The organism is Bacillus sp. MUM 13, from assembly GCF_001866725.1.
In the GTDB taxonomy this organism is placed as follows: Bacteria; Bacillota; Bacilli; order Bacillales; family DSM-1321; genus Peribacillus.
In genome coordinates, this window is record NZ_MLYQ01000002.1 from 50,202 (window position 1) to 68,182 (window position 17,981).

At 42.4% G+C, this 17,981-nt stretch carries 14 protein-coding genes and 2 riboswitches; of the genes, 8 read left to right on the forward strand and 6 right to left on the reverse strand.

The window, feature by feature from the left end:
* Positions 1-12: 12 nt before the first annotated feature.
* The 3 genes from BIV59_RS01230 to ade all read right to left on the reverse strand — a co-directional run bounded on the left by BIV59_RS01230 (position 13) and on the right by ade (position 4,122).
* The gene (locus BIV59_RS01230) at positions 13-1,359 is read right to left on the reverse strand and encodes a GntP family permease (RefSeq protein ID WP_071349611.1); all 1,347 of its coding nucleotides are present in this window, start codon (positions 1,357-1,359) and stop codon (positions 13-15) included.
* Positions 1,360-1,441: 82 nt separating this feature from the next.
* Positions 1,442-2,173, reverse strand: coding sequence for a GntR family transcriptional regulator (locus tag BIV59_RS01235; protein WP_071349612.1), 732 nt, complete (start codon positions 2,171-2,173; stop codon positions 1,442-1,444).
* Positions 2,174-2,379: 206 nt separating this feature from the next.
* A complete protein-coding gene (ade, locus tag BIV59_RS01240) occupies positions 2,380-4,122 on the reverse strand; it encodes an adenine deaminase (protein ID WP_071349613.1) in 1,743 nt (580 codons plus the stop codon).
* An 89-nt stretch (positions 4,123-4,211) separates the two neighbouring features.
* Positions 4,212-4,313: riboswitch (purine riboswitch) on the reverse strand.
* A 255-nt stretch (positions 4,314-4,568) separates the two neighbouring features.
* Here ade and BIV59_RS01245 point away from each other — a divergent pair.
* Positions 4,569-5,192, forward strand: a complete 624-nt coding sequence (locus tag BIV59_RS01245; RefSeq protein WP_071349614.1) for a hypothetical protein — start codon at positions 4,569-4,571, stop codon at positions 5,190-5,192.
* A 215-nt stretch (positions 5,193-5,407) separates the two neighbouring features.
* Positions 5,408-6,175 (forward strand): hypothetical protein, encoded by a 768-nt coding sequence (locus tag BIV59_RS01250; protein ID WP_071349615.1) that lies wholly within the window; start codon positions 5,408-5,410, stop codon positions 6,173-6,175.
* 30 nt (positions 6,176-6,205) lie between these two features.
* Here BIV59_RS01250 and BIV59_RS01255 read toward each other — a convergent pair whose 3' ends face one another.
* Positions 6,206-7,357 (reverse strand): M20 peptidase aminoacylase family protein, encoded by a 1,152-nt coding sequence (locus tag BIV59_RS01255; protein ID WP_240501831.1) that lies wholly within the window; start codon positions 7,355-7,357, stop codon positions 6,206-6,208.
* 520 nt (positions 7,358-7,877) lie between these two features.
* Positions 7,878-7,957, forward strand: a riboswitch (glycine riboswitch).
* Positions 7,958-8,142: 185 nt separating this feature from the next.
* Here BIV59_RS01255 and BIV59_RS01260 point away from each other — a divergent pair.
* Both BIV59_RS01260 and ypfJ read left to right on the forward strand, forming a co-directional pair.
* Entirely contained in the window at positions 8,143-9,495 is a 1,353-nt protein-coding gene (locus tag BIV59_RS01260) for an amino acid permease (RefSeq protein ID WP_071349617.1), read from the forward strand.
* A gap of 231 nt (positions 9,496-9,726) precedes the next feature.
* Positions 9,727-10,572, forward strand: a complete 846-nt coding sequence (gene ypfJ / locus BIV59_RS01265; protein WP_071349618.1) for a KPN_02809 family neutral zinc metallopeptidase — start codon at positions 9,727-9,729, stop codon at positions 10,570-10,572.
* 60 nt (positions 10,573-10,632) lie between these two features.
* Here ypfJ and BIV59_RS01270 read toward each other — a convergent pair whose 3' ends face one another.
* Complete coding sequence (locus BIV59_RS01270) at positions 10,633-11,808, reverse strand: MFS transporter (RefSeq protein WP_071349619.1); 1,176 nt, start codon at positions 11,806-11,808, stop codon at positions 10,633-10,635.
* 126 nt (positions 11,809-11,934) lie between these two features.
* Entirely contained in the window at positions 11,935-12,693 is a 759-nt protein-coding gene (locus BIV59_RS01275) for a TrmB family transcriptional regulator (RefSeq protein ID WP_071349620.1), read from the reverse strand.
* A 191-nt stretch (positions 12,694-12,884) separates the two neighbouring features.
* Here BIV59_RS01275 and BIV59_RS01280 point away from each other — a divergent pair, with 191 nt between their 5' ends.
* From BIV59_RS01280 to nagE, 4 genes are all read left to right on the forward strand, one after another.
* The gene (locus BIV59_RS01280) at positions 12,885-13,649 is read left to right on the forward strand and encodes an SDR family NAD(P)-dependent oxidoreductase (protein ID WP_083391984.1); all 765 of its coding nucleotides are present in this window, start codon (positions 12,885-12,887) and stop codon (positions 13,647-13,649) included.
* Positions 13,650-13,672: 23 nt separating this feature from the next.
* Positions 13,673-13,978 carry an ArsR/SmtB family transcription factor gene (locus BIV59_RS01285; protein ID WP_071349622.1) on the forward strand — a complete coding sequence of 102 codons (306 nt, stop codon included), beginning with the start codon at positions 13,673-13,675 and terminating at the stop codon, positions 13,976-13,978.
* Between the two features lie 123 nt (positions 13,979-14,101).
* Complete coding sequence (gene htpG, locus BIV59_RS01290) at positions 14,102-15,982, forward strand: molecular chaperone HtpG (protein WP_071349623.1); 1,881 nt, start codon at positions 14,102-14,104, stop codon at positions 15,980-15,982.
* 502 nt (positions 15,983-16,484) lie between these two features.
* The gene (gene nagE, locus BIV59_RS01295; protein WP_071349624.1) at positions 16,485-17,948 is read left to right on the forward strand and encodes an N-acetylglucosamine-specific PTS transporter subunit IIBC; all 1,464 of its coding nucleotides are present in this window, start codon (positions 16,485-16,487) and stop codon (positions 17,946-17,948) included.
* The last annotated feature ends 33 nt before the right edge of the window (positions 17,949-17,981 follow it).

The following is a 17,981-nucleotide window of genomic DNA, read 5'->3' on the forward strand; positions in this document are numbered from 1 at the left end:
TCTATCAATTTATTAAACAATCAAGCTAAGAAGTAAAGTGAATCCCAGCCCGCATACAGAAATAATGGATTCAAGCAGTGTCCAGGTAGCAAATGTCTCTTTCATGCTTAAACCGAAGTACTCCTTGAACATCCAGAAACCTGCATCATTGACGTGCGAAGCAATCAGGCTTCCAGCTCCAGTTGCAAGCACAACTAGTGCAAGGTTGACGTCAGAATGTCCTAACAGCGGAATGACCAGTCCTGCAGTCGTAAGAGCTGCAACTGTTGCAGATCCGAGGGAAATACGCAGGATCGCTGCAATCAGCCATGCAAGCAGGATAGGTGACAGGGCGCTATGTTCGAATATCTTGGCAACATAGTTTCCGACTCCCCCGTCAATCAATACCTGTTTGAAAACGCCGCCTCCTCCGATAATCAGAAGCATCATTCCGATTTGGGTGATGGCTGTTGTACAGGATTCCATGACCTTGTTGATCGGAATCTTTCTGCCGATTCCCATTGTGTACACTGCTACTAAAAGGGAAATCAGCATGGCAGGTGATGCGTCTCCAATGAAACGGATAGCAACAAGGATGTGATTGTCTGCAGCGCCTGTTGTTTTTTGAATCAAAGTGATGATGGTCGCAATGGACATTAAGATTACTGGAAGCAAGGCAGTGAATACACTGATGCCGAATCCTGGTGTTTCTTCAAGCTTAAATGTTTTTTGTTCTCCTAGTGAAGCAATACTGCCGGTTTTCTTGAAAGAATCTGGCACGAGTTTTTTAGCAAGCTTCGTGAAAACAGGTCCAGCAAGAATCACGGTTGGAATGGCAATGATAAATCCGTAAAGAAGTACTTCTCCAAGGTTTGCTCCATATTCGCCTGCAATCGCTGTTGGTCCCGGATGCGGCGGAAGGAAGCCGTGTGTAACAGATAGTGCAGCAGCCATCGGGATGCCAAGGAACAGGATGGATACTTTCAATTCTCTTGAAATCGCAAATACAATTGGAATCAATAGGACTAAACCTACTTCAAAGAACAAAGCAATACCGATAATGAAAGAAGCGATTACGATTGCCCATTGAATATTCTTTTCTCCAAATTTGTTAACGAGAGTCATAGCGATCCGCTGTGCGCCGCCTGAGTCAGCAATCAGCTTGCCGAGCATGGCTCCTAGGCCGAAAATGAGTGCTAAGTGGCCGAGAGTGGCGCCGAGTCCTGTTTCAACAGTCTTGACGATGTTTTCTACAGGTATTCCGAGTGCTAAGGCCACTCCGAATGATACGATGATCAGTGAAACAAATGTGTTGAGCTTTAAGCCCATAATTAACAGCAGCAATGCGAGAATACCAGCTGCAACAATGATTAATGGCATGATAATTTCTCCTTAAAAGTAAAATTTATTTGGCAATTGCTTTAAACACGGGTGTTTGGGATCGGTTTCAAGTGTATGCGCGTTAAGCCTGTTCACCCTGGCCCGCACCTTTAGCCAGCAGCTGCTGAGACATCCACAGATCTTCGACTTTTCCTTGGACATCATCAAAATTCTGGTGCAGGGACTGAATCATTAAGTTTCTTTCTTTTGTTTTAATTGCATCAATATATAGTTCATGATTTTTCAGGATTCTTTGAAAGTCGTCATATTTTTCCTTGAAACGCACTCGCATGGATAAGAGAATTAAGCTTTCCATAACAGGCTTCAAGTTATTCCAGATCATCAGAATATAGGAATGATTGATAAAACGAATAATGGTTTCATGAAAGATGACATCCTGGCAGGAAAATTCATCTGCATCGCCATATTTGACGGCAACCTTCATCATTTCCAATATTTTGCTGAGTTCTTTTACTAAATCCCCGGTATCTGCTTTTACGATCCGTTCAAATACAAACGACTCGATCATCAGCCGGACATCATAAATTTCCTCTATATGCTTATCTGTTAAACCAGTGACTGATGCACCCATTCTCTTTAGCTGGACCATATTTTCAGATGCCAGAATTTTTAATGCATCACGGACGGGAGACCGGCTTACAGAAAAGTCTGCAGCAATTTTATTTTCAGATAGTATGGTACCGCTTTCAATCATCCCTGAAATAATCGATATTCTTAGCTCACTTGCGATTCTCTCGCCGGCTGAAGCCTTTAAAAGCCATTTTTCAGGATATAAAAACTCCTCTTTGGCCATGAACTCCCTCCCTATAATTTTTCGAAGTATACTTGTATACAAGTAGTATAACCGGATTTTAAAATTATGCAAGCGCTTTTAATAAAAAAATAGTTCTTTTGGCTTGCAAATTTTTTAAGGTGAGAGATGATGTGAGAATAATAGTGTCATCTTTATATGCATCATGCAAAAAAGGCCACTTTCAAAGCGGCCTTTTTTGTGTTATGTCAGGTAATCGATACGTCAATATGCTGAAAACTCTCTGCATCAAACAGGCCGGTGTCGGTTAACTTTAATGCCGGAATGACAGGAAGGGTTAAGAATGAAAGGGTAAGGAAAGGATTAAATGCTCCAGCAAAGCCTAATTGCGATAAAGCAGATTTCAATAGATCCAGTTCCGCGTTTACTGATTGGTAGTCTTTATCGGACATTAATCCCGCGATTGCCAATGGGATGGAGGCGAGTATCTCTCCATTCTTGATGATGGCTAGTCCCCCGTTTAATTCTTTTAAGACCCGTACTGCTGTTAAAAGGTCGCTGTCATTGGTGCCGGCTGCAACGATATTGTGGGAGTCATGGGCAATGGTTGTCGCGATGGCTCCGCCTTTTAGCCCAAATCCTTTCACGATGCCTTTTCCAATATTCCCTGAATATTTGTGCCGTTCTATCACTAATATCTTCAGCTGGTCCTCATCACCAGAGGGAGAAAAGCAGCCATTCTTTACATGGACAGTTTCTATTCGCTTATTGGTTCTCAGCTGATTGGGGATGATTTCAATGATGTTCGCTCTGCCAGTTTTCCCGATAGGAATTTGGATATCCTTTTCCTCTATGTGTGGGATATGGACGGTAGCAGTGAGCTGAGATAGCGGTTGTTCCTTTACAATGGACTCTCCGGTATATTTTCCATCTTTCGCAACAAGCTTTCCGGATTTATATACTTCCGAAATCGCAATGGACTCCAGTTCATCCAACAATAAGAAATCTGCTTCAAAGCCTGGAGCGATTGCCCCTTTTTTAGACAAACCGTAGCATTCGGCAGCATTTAATGAGCCCATCTGGATCGCTGTTAACGGAGAAAGGCCGCATTGGATGGCTAAACGGATATTATGGTCAATGCTGCCTTCTTGCATCAAATCATCCAAATGCTTATCATCCGTGCAAAATAAACAGCGGCGGGCATTATGGATATTCACTGCTTTAATGAGTGACTTTAAATCCTTTGCAACAGAACCTTCGCGAATCAATAGATACATGCCGCGCCTTAAGCGCTCTAACGCCTCAGAAGGTGTACTGCATTCATGGTCGGTGCTGACCCCGGCTGCCCTGTATATATTAATTGCATTGGTATCCAATCCTGCCAGGTGGCCATCTATCTGATTCCGGTGCTTCAATGCAGCCGCAATTTTATCCATCATGGCATCCTCCCTATTTGCTAAAGAAGGATAGTCCATAATCTCTGCCAATCCCAGCACCCTTTTATGGGCATAAAAAGGTTCCAGGTCCTCTGCTTTCAGCACGGCCCCTGAGTTCTCAAAGGGAGTGGCAGGTACACAGGAAGGGAGCATGAAAAATGTATCCAGTGGAAGGCCGCTGGAGTTTTCAATCATAAAGCGTATACCCTCACTTCCGGATACATTAGCAATCTCATGGGGATCGGCGACAACGGCTGTAACCCCATGGGGAAGCAGGACTTTGGCGAACTCAGCAGGGCTCACCATTGAAGATTCGATATGGACATGTCCATCAATGAAAGCAGGGCAGACATACCGGTTTTTTGCATCGATGATTTGCTTTCCTTCAAAATCTCCAATGCCAACAAACATACCCTCTGAAATCGCAAGATCCGCTTCAATTATTTCAAGGTTGAAAACATCAATAATCCGTCCATTCTTAATCACAATATCTGCAGGTGCCTGTTTTCCGGCGGATGCTATTTGTTTTTTTAATGTTGTTTTTTCAGCTGTCATTTTAATCTCTCCCTAAAAAAATAAACCCTAGATTTATCTAAGGTTTAACATGGAGAAGGAAAAATAGAGTCATAGCAAAAAAAGAGTGCCAAAACTCAAATCCTTCTCGTAGTCAAACCATTTACGGCGGTTTGGTAGAAACTTTTGGACCCTATCTCCAATATTATACGAGTGACTATATGCATTTTTTTGTTGGAAATTTATTATTTTACATTCTAACTATCATCAGTGGAGAGGTCAATGGCTATGTGGAATTTTAAAAATTTGCCAACTTGGAGAAGCAGATATCTAAGGTTTACAAACAAACCGTTCATGATCAAGATATGGGCCAGTAAACCTTATTTATTCATGTTTACAAAAAAGCCAAAGAGGGTAAGGAGGATATGGTAAAATTAAACATTTTACATATTTATAAGTCAATTATCGGATAATGGGAGGTTAATTGTATGAAACTACTAAACAGGAAATCTAAAAAAGCAATCGTAATTTCGGCGATTGCAGCATGCAGCCTATTTGCTGGTTCAATGGGGGCTGGAGCAGAAGGCAGCACTGCAGCAAGCAAAACAAGGCAAGCCCAGCTATATGCCAGCTCCGTGAAAGCAGCTGCAACTGTGTCGAAAAAGGGTGTCATGTCATTTCCGAAAAGATTCAATAAGAAAAATGTCATCAATGAGCTGAAGCCAGAAGCAGTCAATCTCATAAAAACCTATGGCTCAACCCTTCAGACAGGGAGCACCAGAAATTTCAATGCCTATGTAGATAAACATATGATGAACAGCACTTCAAAAATATTCGTAGGCGGCCGTGAAGCTACTAAAAAATCCTACAAAACGAGGGTAAGCACAACTAAGAAGTATACTTCAAAGGAAAAAGTGAGCCGTTTTTCTAAAGGTTTAAAAAAAGCAACAGCTTCAAAGCTCAAAATAGAACAAAAATATATTAAGGATTATTCCGCGCAGATCACTTATGAATATAAACCAGCAGGCTCTTACATATCTGCCAAGGTAGCCTTCACATTCATTCTGCAGTCAAATGGGAAATATATAATTTCAGCGATCAATTTTTACTGATTTATAGTGTCAGCGCAAAATAGTTTCATAATCGATACAAATAAGAAGAGGAAGCAGTGATCCAAAGTCCAGCTTCCTTTTTCATATGGGCTTTGTTAAAGTACAGGGCTGTTTGCGTCGGGTGGGATTACTTCTAGAGGCGCTGGTCCCCAATTGTTCGGGATGGTAATCAGCAGGGTTTAGCAAAAGCCTTTCTTTAAATAGGGAGGGTTACAATGTTCATTAGGAAAGCAGCACCTTATTTTTTGCTTGCGGGTCTGGTTTGTATTGTTTCATCAGGCCTTTGGGTTCTAAATGTGTATGATGATTATGATTCATATCCTTATTTCTCATACATGCTGTTGATTACGGGGATTGTTCTGTCCATCGTATCATTTTTATTAACCGCAGCAGTGCGGCGGAAACCATCACTGCAGAAATCAGAAGATAAAAAGGATTACATGGAATGGGCATGGAGAAGTGGCGAGAAGTACGGAAAAAAACTGGCAGGAGGAATCCTTGCGGCATTGATTATTATCGCATGTTTTGATTTTAACCTTGCAATTAGCCTGCTTAGCCCTTTATTTGTAGCAGGCATGAGCGGTGTTGCCCTTATTTTTATTCTCCATGATCAGGATAAGGGTGAAAAGCGGCAGCCTAAAAATACATTTCTGAACATGGCAGATTACCGTAAACAGCCTTTCAGTTTGTCACTTATACTGTTCCTTTTTTATGCAGCATCCTTTTTGATTTCGAAGCACTGCGGAATTCAGTTAAATGTAGGAATGGAAAGCGGTTCTGAAGAAACCCTCACTGTCCCACAGGCTGTGAATTACCTGGCGGTCCTGATTTTTGCCTCTGGATTCACCTATATCATCCATAACACAGGATTTTTTGGAATTCCCCGGTCGAAAAAGAGTGATGTCCTTATCATGGCTATTCATGCGGGGGAATTGGTGTTTGGAGGACTCAGCCTTCTTGCATGGGTGTTCATTTGGTTATAGGGCAACAGATAAACTCTGCCGCCCCAATTTTTAATCCGCCAGACTATGCAGGCGCAAAATTTCGTTAAAGATATGAATTCCGGTAAATAGCGAATCAATCTCAAAATGCATATCAGGATGATGCAAACCAGGCTGAAGATTACATCCTAAACCAATCATTGTGGCGTTTAAGTCAGGCATTTTCACTTTATAAAAATGGAAGTCATCACCGCCGGGAGTCACGACAGGAGGAGCCGTTTTTTCAGGTCCCAGAATATTCTGTATGGCTTTGGCAGCAATGTCCTGCGCAGACTGGCTTGATTCTGCAGCCACTATTCCATGGTCGCTGGTAATCTCAATATCTGTTTTATAAATTTCTTGTGCATTATGGATAACATCAAGCACACGGTTATGGAGTTTTTCCATAAGTTCATTTGTTTGTGCCCTCATATCAATGGCCAGGGAAGCTTTCCCGGGAATAATATTTGTATTCCTTCCTCCTGAGATAAATCGTGTCACTTTCGCGGAATGCGGAATATTGGGGTCAAAATACAGAGAGTGAATCGCATTCATAATATAGGCGCCAATTTCAATGGCGCTTTGTGTGAGATGCGGCCTTGCGCCATGGGCATCTTCACCATGGATTTCAAACTCGATGGAACGTGTCGCACTGTGCAGAATGGCAGGAGCCGCATAGCCTGCTGCAAGCTCCTGTATCGGCCGGAGATGGACTCCATATAAGTAATCCGCATCAGCAACAACTCCCTTTCCAGCCAGCTTCAGGGCGCCTGCTCCCACCTCTTCTGCAGGCTGGAAAATAAAACGTACACCTATTTGTTTCTTCAGATGTTCATTATGCTGCAGGCTCCATAAAACGCCTAATACCAGTGTCATATGGGCATCATGCCCGCAGGAGTGATTGGCCTGCATTTTACCGTTTACTTCCTGGTATAGGGCATCCATATCTGCCCGGATGGCAATGATTGGACAGTTTCCGCTGAAATTCCCCATGTCTCCAATCACACCTGTACAGTCGTCAAATGTGGTTACCCTATGGCAGCCTGCATCCTTTAAAATGCACTCAATATATTCTGTAGTTTTCCACTCTTCCCAGCTAAGCTCCGGGTTTTTATGAAGATGGCTGAAAGTTTCATAGACTTTCTTTTTAAATAGATCTGTTAATGGCTGTGATTTTGAATTCAAATGTTCCATTCCTTTCTTTACTTAATGTCATACTAATGATGTATTAAGTCTTTTGAGCGATATGAAGAAGAATTGAATGTAATGGGGAAAAGGATACAGGCCCGTTATCGAGTATGGATTTTTAGGAATTTAGACAGACCCTCACAAAAGAAAAAATTTTTAGAATACTATAATTATACATATTAGTGAATGATCTGCTTTGTTTCAATATGAATCAATGAAAACAATTTATTGAAAGTATGGCGGGCTTTATATCAGCGACGGTGTGCCTGGGAAAAAATTTTAGCTTCAGTGAAAAACGCGAGGAACTTCCTTACATAATTTCCCTAGAACAAGATAGCCTTAAATCTGGTTATTTTTCCAAACTGTGAAGGTTAATTTGCACAGATGGATATTCTTTGCATGCATTTTCTATTACATCCAGCTAATTATCCTTGTTCTGTCTGACAAATATTGATAGAATGTGAAATTATAATTAAATAGTTAACAAGCTATGATTGCTGGGGATCAGACTTCAGCAGGAGCAGTTTCTGGAGAGACCGCACATGTTTGCGGCGCCGAAGGGTTCACTATCTCAGGCAAAAGAACAGAAGTTTAATAAACCGTAAATTTTTTATTTTCTTTAAGATAATAAAAAAACATTTATTATTCTGTGCGATGAGATTGGAGAACTCCAGTCTCTTTTTTTATTGTCTTTGCAGTGCAGTTGGAATGGTGTTATCAGTGAGTGTGTCAGGCAAGTTTGAAACAGCTTTTTTTACTGAATATAAACGGGGGAATGCAGGATGGAACAGCAGGAGTTAAAGAGAGATCTGAAAAATAGGCATGTACAGCTGATTGCAATTGGCGGCACGATAGGGACCGGTTTATTTCTTGGCTCAGGGAAAGCGATACAATTAGCTGGTCCCTCGATTGTATTGGCCTATCTCATCGTAGGGATTGCATTGTTCTTCGTTATGAGGGCACTGGGAGAACTGCTTCTGTCTAATGCCGGATATCAGTCCTTTACGGATTTTGCCGAAGAGTATATCGGTCCGTGGGCTGGGTTTGTGACAGGATGGACCTATTGGTTTTGCTGGATCATGACGGCTATGGCTGACATGATAGCGGTTGGCGTGTATGTACAATACTGGTTTCATATTCCGCAATGGGTTCCTGCTGTCGTCTGTTTAGTCGTTTTATTGGGGCTTAATCTGCTGACTGTTAAGCTTTTTGGCGAATTGGAGTTTTGGTTTGCCTTAATCAAGGTGATTACCATTCTTGCTTTAATTATTATCGGGATCGTTTTGCTTTTTATTGGATTCAAAACAGATGCAGGAACGGTTTCCGCGGGAAATCTGTGGAATTTCGGAGGAATATTTCCGCATGGGATATCCGGATTCCTGCTTTCCTTTCAGATGGCCGTGTTTGCATTTGTCGGGGTCGAATTAATCGGTGTTTCTGCAGCAGAAACAGCAGATCCCAAAAAAAATATCCCTTCAGCCATTAACAAAATTCCGCTGAGAATTCTCTTTTTCTATGTAGGAGCATTGATTATTCTTTTATGCATCAACCCGTGGAACCAATTGTCTGCAGACAATAGCCCTTTTGTAAAAACGTTCAGTTTAGTGGGCATTCCTGTTGCTGCCGGAATCATTAATTTCGTCGTATTAACCTCAGCTGCCTCGGCCTTTAACAGCGGATTGTTTTCAACGAGCAGGATTTTATATAATTTAAGCCGGCATAACGCCGGCCCTGCTAAACTGGCTAAATTGAATAAAAACCATGTGCCCAGCCGCGCTCTATATACTTCAGCAGCTGTTCTCTCCGCCGGGGCCCTTTTGAGCAAGCTTATACCTGGCGAAGCCTTTGGCATTGTGACAACCATTAGTGCTATCTGCTTCATTTGGGTGTGGAGCATCATTTTGATTTCTCATATAAGGTACAGCAGAAAAAGTCCGGATTTAAGGAAGAAATCAAGCTTCAAAGCACCCTTTACTCCTATTATTAATTACGTTATTCTACTATTGTTTATTTGCATATTAATCATCATGCTGTTTGCTGAAGCAACACGCCTGCCTGTATTGCTGACGCCTTTATGGTTTGTGTTCTTAATTATCGTATATGTATCTAGAAAATCTGGAAAAAATATCCAGTGAGATGGCGCGTCTCTAAAGAAAAAGCTGAACCAAAAGGAGTTTTTTCCTATGGTTCAGCTTTTTTGCGGTGACTGGGAAGAGAATCCTTACGCGGGACGGGCAAGGACAGCGCCTTATGTAAAAGAATTTTTTCGAAAGCTAAATAAACTGGTTAATCGCGGGTATAAGACTAAGGGAAGACGCGCAATTTTTCATTCATTTATTGTGAATCGTGTATGAGGAGGAAATATCATGAAATGGAAAGGGAGACGAGAAAGCTCCAACGTTGAAGATAGAAGAGGGATGGGCGGAAAAACGCTCGTTGGCGGCGGAATCGGCGGAATTGTCATTTTGCTTCTTGTGACCTTGCTTGGGGGAAATCCAAGTGATCTGCTAAACGGCATGACGAATGCTCCAGCATCCGGGACAAATGCACCGTATGAGGAAAGCGCACAGGAGAAGGAGCTTTCACAGTTTGTATCTGTAGTTCTCGCAGATACAGAGGATGTCTGGACAGATGTATTCAAGAAAGAAGGTCTAACCTACAAAAAACCGACGCTTGTTCTGTATTCCGGAAGTGTAGATTCTGCTTGCGGCACAGCCGGATCAGCGGTAGGACCTTTTTATTGTCCGGGTGACCAGAAGCTATATATTGATTTGAGCTTTTATGAAGAATTGAAGCAGAAGTTCAAGGCTCCAGGCGATTTTGCCATGGCCTATGTAATTGCCCATGAGGTGGGCCATCATGTACAGACACTGCTCGGGACAACCCAAAAGGAAATGCCAAATAGGCAGCAGGTCAGCCAAAAGGAATATAATAAGTATTCCGTCCGGCTTGAACTGCAGGCAGATTATCTGGCCGGTGTCTGGGCCAGCCATGCAAAGGATATGAATTTGCTGGAAAAGGGCGATCTTGAAGAAGCATTAAATGCAGCGAATGCGGTCGGTGACGATAATATTCAAAAAAAGGTTCAAGGCTATGCGGTGCCGGAGAGCTTTACACACGGAACATCCGAACAAAGGAAGCGCTGGTTTAATAAAGGCTTCCAATCTGGCACGATAGAAGGCGGAGATACGTTTTCTGCTAAAAACCTGTGACACATGAAAAAAGCTGTCCCGAAAAGGCTGAAATGAGACCTTTTAGGACAGCTTTTTTTATTATGGGTGAATATACTTTTCTGCATTTTGAGATTCACTATGCCGTGTAACGGAGAAGATGGAACAAAGCAAAGCGATTAAAACGAATATGGCCCCGACCCAGGCATTATATATAATCGAGGTGTGCTCAATAACAATGCCTCCGATGAATGATCCCAGCGCAATGCCGAGATGGCTGGCGGTCGTGTTCAAGCTTAACAGGATATCTGAATTATGCGGTGCCATTTGAATAATAAAATTGTTTTGGGCAGGCGAAATTGCCCAGCTCAAAGCGCTCCATAAGATAATGACTGCGGTGAACAGATATATGGGCCACTCGACACTAAACGGAATCAAGAGCATCATCACGAAGAACAAAGTAATGATAGTTAAAATGGATTTCTTTGATCCCCACTTATCAGAGCTGAAGCCCCCGATTCCGCCTCCCGCGACAGCCGCCAGTCCAAAGACAAGATACATAGCTGTGACCATTGCTGTATTAAGATGCAGGGCGGTACGCAAGAATGGAGTTAAATAGGCATACAAAGTCAGGTGTCCGGCTAATAAAAACCCTGATGAAAGCTGGGTCGCGACAATCTTAGCTTCTTTTAATGAACGAAGCTGCACGCGCAGGGTGATGACTGGAGGCGGTGCGGCCTTTTCAAGCATGACCTGGACACCAATCATGATGACTGCAGTCAGCAAGGCAATAAGAATGAAAACCGCACGCCAGCCATAGGCATTACCCACTAAAATGCCAATCGGTATTCCTAGAACAAGGGAAGCACTGATTCCCATGAAAATGGTGCCGATTGCCCGGCCTTTGAATTCCGGTGCTACCATACGTGATGCCATTGTGGTTGAAAGGACCACTAAAAATGACCCGCTCATGGCAGCCACAATCCGCCCTGTAAAGAGCATTCCGTAATTGACACTAAAAGCAGACAGGATATTGCTGAGAAAAAAGGCAAATAAAGTCCATAAATATGTTTTCTTCCGCTCAAATTTAGCTGTTGCATTTAAAAGGATAGGAGCGGATAGAGCAAAGAAAACCGAATAAATCGTAATAAGATTGCCCGCTGTACTTACAGAAATCCCTAAGTCCTTTGAAATGATATCTAAAATTCCGCCGATAATGAGCTCCACTGTTCCGATTACAAAGCACGAAACGGCTAGAATATAAATTTTTGGATTCACACTATGTCCTCCTTTAAAAAGTTACTACAGGAATAGTAACCTTTTTTAGCTGTAATAACAAGAGGAAAATAAAAAAGAAGCAAAACGCTCTCAAAGAGGACATTTTTGCTTCTTAATTTTACATTCTCAGTAGCGCAAACGAGTCAAAAGTTTCTTTGTAACTTCGTCATGGACAAGCTGGTCATGGAAACGCTCGGTAATGGTTGTAAGAGCCGCATCATGATAAAAGAAATCTGTGAAAAACTTAACAAAAGGCTGGCTCATGGTTTTGATGGCTTTCCATTGGTCGTGTTCGATACCAGCAAAGACAGCATCCTGCTGATCAATTACAAGCAGGTGGGATTTCTCCAGGCGCTCATGCTCATCTAATGGCACAAGCGTATGAACGCGGGATAAGGAGGTTTCAATATTCCCTATAGTGAGAATTTCGACCTCGAGACCTTCTCTTTCCTTCTGCTCCAGGATAGGGAGATAAGGAACCAGATTTTCACTCCAGGATGACATGAGAATAGAGGTATGCGCCTGCTGGAGCATCATTTCAATTTGGGCGAAAATCGTAGAGCGGGCCTTTAAGCTCCAAACACGGTCATCTGTATAAGAACGCTGGATTTTCTTCTGCTTTAGCGATTCAACACTTTGTTCAAACTCATAGGTTAGTTTTTTTATTACTGCTTCAAGCGGGACAGCGTAATACAGTTTCTTCTTTTCAGAAACGGTATTCATGATCAGTCCTTTATCAATCATTCGATTCAGCACTTCATATACCTTAGCCTTTGGCACCTGTGAATGTGTGACAATGGCGGTTGCATCCATAGATTCCTGACTGGACAAAAGAGTTTCATATACTTGGCTTTCATATTGGGAATAGCCGAATTTCTGTAACATAGTGCCTCCTAAACCAAAATGGGACCTTTTTCTATTATCTAAGTATTATACTATCAGAATTCAGAAACAAGAAATATCTGCTGATGAAGCCGGTGTGACAAGAAACCAGGTTGACTTAAAAGGATATTTCACTTATCATATGTTCAAATGTTTGAACATACGAACTAATATAATGGATGGAGGGACTTAATATGACAAAAACAGCACTTATTACAGGTGCAACAAACGGTTTGGGCTATGACTTTGTACAATTGTTCGCAAAAGATGGATATAATCTTGTATTAGTCGCAAGAAACAGCCAAAGGCTTCAGGAAATCAAAAAATCCCTTCCTAACATAGAAGTGACGGTCATTGCTAAAGATTTAAGTGTGCCCGGTGCGGCAAAAGAGGTATTTGAGGAAACGGAACGGAAGGGAATTGCGATTGATGTTCTGGTCAATAATGCCGGATTTGGCTTGATGGGCAAGTTTGATGAACTCGATATCCAAAAGCAAATGAACATGATTTCATTAAATATCGCGTCACTGACAGAACTGACACATTACGCATTATCCGGAATGAAGCTGCGGGAAAGCGGCCGGATCCTGAATGTAGCCAGTACGGCTGCCTTCCAGCCGGGGCCGCTGATGGCTGTGTATTATGCGTCAAAGGCTTTTGTGCTTTCTTTTTCAGAAGCACTGTCTGAGGAGCTTGCCGGAACCCGTATCACTGTTACGGCCCTCTGTCCGGGGGCAACGAGCACCAACTTCGGGGCTGTTGCGAACGTTGAGGGGACAAAAATGTTCAGCAGGGCAATGGCTTCAGATGACGTGGCCAAAAAAGGATATGCTGCCCTGATGAAAGGAAAGCGCGTCATTGTGACTGGCGGATTAAATAAGGCGGGTGCCATTGGCACTAAATTTATGCCGAGAAGCATGGCAGCCAAAGTCGCCAAGTATGTGGCGGGTGAAAAGTAAGGAAATGAAAGGTGGAGGAAAGTTTGGAAACCAAAGCTATTGATGTATTCCGGGCATGTATACCGCTATTTAATGCACTGAGTGACCCGGCAAGGCAGGATATCATCCTTTTGCTGGCAGAGAGGGAGCGCTTAAGCGTAAATGAAATTGCTGAGCAGTCCAATTTATCAAGGCCGGCCATTTCACATCATTTAAAAATCATGCGGGACAATCATCTTGTTGAAATTGAGCAAAAAGGCACACAGCGATGCTACTCGCTTTCTTTAGATCAAAGCGTGGCACAGCTGAAGCAGCTGATCAGCATTGTCGAAAGCGAGTGCCTGCTGTAACTAGAGATTGTAATTTCTAAATATTGACACATTCCGGCAGATATGATATTTAATTAGTGAAATGGGTACTTAACTGGCTAATTTATTCTGCCAGAAGGTTTTGAGAGGGGAAGAAAAAATCAAATGGAAAAAAAACAATTTAAAGCAGAATCTAAAAGATTGTTAGAAATGATGATTAACTCCATCTATTCAAAGCGGGAAGTTTTTTTGAGAGAACTGATTTCAAATGCCAGTGATGCTATCGACAAAATCTATTATCAATCATTAACGGACGATTCCTTAAGCTTCGAACCAGACAGCTATTACATAAAAGTGGCAGCAGATAAGGAAAGCCGCACTCTGAACATTACGGACTTCGGAATCGGCATGACAAGGGAAGAGCTTGAAAACAATCTGGGAATCATTGCAAAAAGCGGATCTTTGGCTTTTAAAAACGAGAATGAACTGAAGGATGGCCATGATATTATCGGCCAATTCGGAGTCGGGTTTTATGCAGCCTTTATGGTAGCTGATGTAGTTACCGTGATCAGCAGGGCATTAGGCAGTGATGAGGCTTATAAGTGGGAGTCTACAGGCTCTGACGGGTATACAATTGAGGCCTGCACGAAGGACTCTGTGGGTACAGAAATCATTTTAAATATAAAACAAAATACTGAAGACGAAAACTATGATGAATATCTCGACGAGTACAGATTGAAGGAAATCATTAAAAAATACTCCGACTTCATCCGCTATCCTATCAAAATGGACGTGACAGAAAGCAAGCTTAAAGATGGCAGCGAAAATGAATATGAACAAGTTACGGCAGAGCAGACCATCAACAGCATGGTGCCTATCTGGAAAAAGAATAAAAGTGAGCTGACAGCTGAGGATTATGAGAAATTTTATGCTGAAAAGCACTATGGCTTCGACAAGCCGCTAAAGCATATTCATATCAATGTGGACGGATCGATCCGATATAATGCTATTTTATTCATCCCGGAAAAAACGCCTTATGACTATTACACAAAGGAATATGAAAAAGGGCTCGAGCTGTACTCCAATGGCGTCCTGATCATGAGCAAATGCAGCGATCTTCTGCCTGATTATTTCAGCTTTGTGAAGGGAATGGCTGATTCAGAGGACTTATCTCTGAATATTTCAAGGGAAATGCTGCAGCATGACCGGCAGCTGAAGCTGATAGCCAAGAATATCTCAAAGAAAATCAAGAGCGAGCTGCAAAGCATGCTGAAAAATGAAAGAGAAAACTATGAAGAGTTTTATCGCTCATTTGGCAGACAGCTGAAATTCGGCATGTACAGTGATTATGGAAGCCACAAAGAAGTATTGCAGGACCTGGTAATGTTTTACTCATCTTCTCAAAAAAAGCTGGTCACACTGGATGAATATGTATCGCGGATGCCTGAAAATCAAAAGTATATCTATTATGCATCCGGGGAATCTGTTGAAAGAATTGAAAAGCTGCCGCAGACTGAGATGGTATCTGAGAAAGGGTATGAAATCCTGTACTTTACAGATGATATCGATGAATTTGCAATCCGCATGCTGATGAGCTATAAAGATAAAGAATTCAAGTCTGTATCAAGCGGGGACCTTGGTATTGAAGAGGAAGAAAACCAAAACGATGACAGCTCAAAGGACAACGAAAACAAAGATCTTTTTGATAGTATGAAAAAGATTTTATCCGGAAAAGTGAAGGATGTCAGGGTATCCAAACGGTTAAAGTCACACCCTGTATGCCTTGCTGCTGATGGCGACTTGACCATTGAAATGGAAAAGATTTTAAATGCCATGCCGGATAGCCAAAATGTCAAAGCTGACAAAGTTTTAGAGATCAACATCCATCATGAAGTATTTGCATCCTTGAAGAACGCCTTTGAGTCTGATCAGGAAAAACTGGGCTTATACACTAATCTGCTGTATAACCAGGCACTTCTTATTGAAGGGCTTCCGATTCAGGATCCGGTGGAATTCACGAACGAAATCTGCAAAATTATGGTCTGAATACTGCAAAAAAGCGCGGGATAATCCTGCGCTTTTTTTGCGGATTTTTTTAATGGACTATTTTAGTAAAAATAGTGCTATGGAACAAGGTGGCTGTATTCCGCTGAAGTCTCAAACCTTACGCTCCAATCAACCCGTTTTAACAATGGGAGCGCCTCACAACTCATTAAAAAACAACAATCTTTAAGAAGAGAGCCTTTTAAAAGGCTATGTTAAAGTACATGATTGATTGGATTGAAAGAGGCTTGGCTCCTCGTGATGAGCGACGGGGAGGCCCGGCGAATGCCGCTCCCGGTGTCTTGCGTCAAAGGAAATCAACAGGCAAGTTTAACAGAGTTTTAAATAAAAAAATTAGAATATTCAGCATATTTTTCCAAGCGGACTTGATATAATATTAATGTATAAGCCTTCATAACTTTTTCTTTTCATTCTGCTGCTAAAGGGGGAAAGATTAAATTTTCTTCATAAAACGGTTATTTAAAACATGAGGGGAGTTTTTCAAATGATGAAATATCTTCAAAGAATGGGCCGCTCCTTAATGCTTCCGGTTGCTGTATTGCCGGCAGCGGCAATATTGATGGGGATCGGTTATTGGATTGATCCTTCAGGATGGGGTTCGGGAAATGAAGCAGCTGCTTTTCTGATTAAAGCAGGATCTGCCATTCTTAATCATATTGCCATTTTGTTTGCGGTAGGTTTGGCTCTTGGCATGTCAAAGGACAAAGACGGATCGGCTGCATTGAGCGGGCTTGTGGCCTATCTGGTGATTACCACTTTGCTCTCGAGCAGTTCGGTAGCTATGCTGCAGGGTGTGGACGTAGCAAAGGTCAACGCGGCTTTTATTAATATCGAAAACCCTTTTATCGGGATTATTTCAGGAATTGTTGCTTCGATCATGTATAACCGGTTCAGCCATGTGAAATTAGTAGATTTCCTGGCCTTTTTCAGCGGAAAGCGCCTTGTCCCGATTATGTCAGCCGTTGCTATGCTGTTTGTATCGCTGGTGCTGTTATTTGTATGGCCAGTTGTTTATACATGGCTGGTTACATTCGGCACATCGATTTCAAAGCTTGGTTTTGCGGGCGCCGGGCTTTATGGATTTTTCAACCGGCTGCTGATTCCTACCGGGCTGCATCATGCGCTCAATTCTGTATTCTGGTTTAATGTAGCTGGGATTGATGATATCGGCAAGTTTTGGTCAGGAAAGGGTACGAAGGGTGTAACAGGCATGTATCAGGCAGGCTTCTTCCCTGTCATGATGTTCGGATTGCCTGCGGCTGCCCTTGCCATGTATCACACGGCTAAAACAAAAAAGAAAAAGCAGGTTGCATCACTGATGCTTGCTGCAGGGTTCGCTTCCTTCTTTACAGGTGTAACGGAGCCCATGGAATTTGTCTTTATGTTTACTGCCCCGCTGCTTTATCTTGTGCATGCAGTTTTAACAGGCTTGTCACTCGCCATAGCGGCATGGTTCCACTGGACGGCTGGCTTCGGCTTTAGTGCAGGTTTAATTGATTTTATCCTGAGCTCAAAACTGCCGCTGGCAAATGCCCCTTATATGCTGCTGGTTCAAGGGCTGGTCTTTGCGGTCCTGTATTATTCAATCTTCCGCTTTTTGATTACCAAATTCAACCTGATGACTCCGGGCAGAGAAGAAACAGACGAATTTGATGGAGCCAGTGCCGAGGCGGCTTCCGCAGCAAGCACAGTAAAAGAAGATAAATTCACTGCAATGGCAGCTGTTATTTATGACGGATTAGGCGGAGATGCCAATGTAACATCTGTAGATAATTGCGTCACACGCTTAAGAGTCGAGGTAAAGGATATGTTTGCGGTTGATCAGCAGAAAATCAGGTCAACAGGCATACCTGGCATCAATATTGTCGGCACCAGCAGCATTCAAGTAATCATAGGACCTTCCGTCCAATTTGTGGCAGATGAAATCGAGAAAATCCGTAAATCATAATGTAAAAAAGAAAACAAACCTAAAAGCCGTGAT